Origin of the sequence: Limosilactobacillus oris DSM 4864, assembly GCF_001434465.1 — a bacterium.
In the GTDB taxonomy this organism is placed as follows: domain Bacteria; phylum Bacillota; class Bacilli; order Lactobacillales; family Lactobacillaceae; genus Limosilactobacillus; species Limosilactobacillus oris.
The window spans coordinates 1-1,610 of record NZ_AZGE01000059.1; the positions used below are offsets into that span (position 1 = coordinate 1).

The window sequence follows — 1,610 nt, forward strand, 5'->3', positions numbered from 1 at the left end:
TTTGTCTAACAATTATGAGGCACTTCAAAGGTAGCGGGCTTTTTGAGAACAGGCAAAAGAAAAGCCATGCTAATCAATAAGAAAAGCATGACACTAAGACTCTTACTAACTGAACATCAGCATGAATGGAAGGAGACCAATAAGAATCTCCATATGTCATATTATAGACCATTAATTTTGCTGCTCATAAAAAACGGTTTTTAATTTACCTGACATATAAGTCTCATCTTTTTATATTAAACTTTTTGCGATATCTGATAAAGGTCGTCCGTTTAATTCCGGTATTTCGAGCCACATCAATGTCACTCATGCCTGCCTGGTAAAGCTTAAAAGCATGTTGCAAGCGGGGATCGTCTTGGGTGTATTGGGGTTTGCGCCCATGATATTTACCCTGCTGCTTAGCTAAGGCAATCCCTTGTTGCTGACGTTCGATGATCCGCTTACGTTCGCTTTCCGCCTGATACTTATACAGTTCAATGATGAGGTTAGTCATCAGTTGACGCAAGTTAGGATCAGCAATCCCTGTCATGGACGGTAAATTTAACACATCTAGGGTGGCCCCCTTATTTTGAATGGTGTTCATAATCTTAGTTAAATCCTGGTTGTTTCTGCCTAAGCGATCTAATTCAGTGACCAGGACGATATCACCCTCACGAATATAGGCCAGCATTTTTTGCAGTTCTGGCCGATTAGTGTTAGCCCCACTTAATTTATCCGTAAATAATTTATCAACGTCTTTTAAAGCCGCTAACTGTCGATCTAAATGTTGCTCCTTGGAACTCACTCGCGCATAACCGATTTTAGCCATTTTCAATTCTCCTTTTGGACAGTTCTAATGAACACTTGCAATTCCTAGTATAGCACAGAAATAAAAAAGACCATTAGGGTACACCCTAGTGGCCGTTTAATATACTTTTCTAAAGGGGGGATTAGTATTGTTGCAGTAGCGTCATTAATAATGGCAGCTTTTTTTGGGTAAAGTGACCATCATTTCTTAAAATAAGTGTTCCACCCAAATGGTCAAATAAACTTCTTCCTTGCTTTTCATTACAATTGAAAGGATCGTTAAATGAATTGAATATATAAAACTCATTTGAGTTCTTCTTGATTGTCTTCCAATCATATGATTTTTTTAAGGTTGTGTGACGCATGCCATTAGGTTGACAATAGCCAGCAATCAAATAGACAGCTTTAACTGGTTTTGTTAGTTGTTCAAGTAAAGCTAAGATAATATTTGTTCCGGCAGAATGGCCGATTAAAATTGTGTTTTGATTAATGCCTAAGTTCATTTCTCTAATTTTAACGAGTGTATCTGTTAGCGATTCTTGATCAAGCTTTGGTAAATCTGCCACAATTGTTGATATTCCTAAAGCGTTTAAACTATGAGCAATGTTTTTATACCAAAACTTATCTGCTGTAGCATGCGGTGCTGACCCATGAAAAATGATTGCATTCATTAAAAAATCCCTCCCATCATTGATAATTACGCTAATAGTTGTTGAGCGCTTGGTCATGCAGTAAATTACCTGTATAATAGATTAAGCAAGAAGTTTTAAGGGCGATGGCTGTCTTTTCCCTTGTGAGGTGAGGCCCATGGGAACATGGAATAA

At 37.8% G+C, this 1,610-nt stretch carries 2 protein-coding genes; both read right to left on the reverse strand.

Annotated elements, in window-relative coordinates; all coding sequences use genetic code 11:
- Positions 1 to 223: 223 nt before the first annotated feature.
- Positions 224 to 808: a recombinase family protein gene (locus FC49_RS09575; protein ID WP_056984887.1), complete on the reverse strand. Its 585-nt coding sequence runs from the start codon at positions 806 to 808 to the stop codon at positions 224 to 226.
- A gap of 121 nt (positions 809 to 929) precedes the next feature.
- Positions 930 to 1,457, reverse strand: a complete 528-nt coding sequence (locus FC49_RS09580) for an alpha/beta fold hydrolase (protein WP_082603581.1) — start codon at positions 1,455 to 1,457, stop codon at positions 930 to 932.
- Positions 1,458 to 1,610 lie beyond the last annotated feature (153 nt).

What these genes read in the sequence shown, in the direction of transcription:
- FC49_RS09575 (WP_056984887.1), bottom strand. Translation starts at nt 808, where the DNA reads ATGGCTAAAATCGGTTATGCGCGAGTGAGTTCCAAGGAGCAACATTTA.
- FC49_RS09580 (WP_082603581.1), bottom strand. Translation starts at nt 1,457, where the DNA reads ATGAATGCAATCATTTTTCATGGGTCAGCACCGCATGCTACAGCAGAT.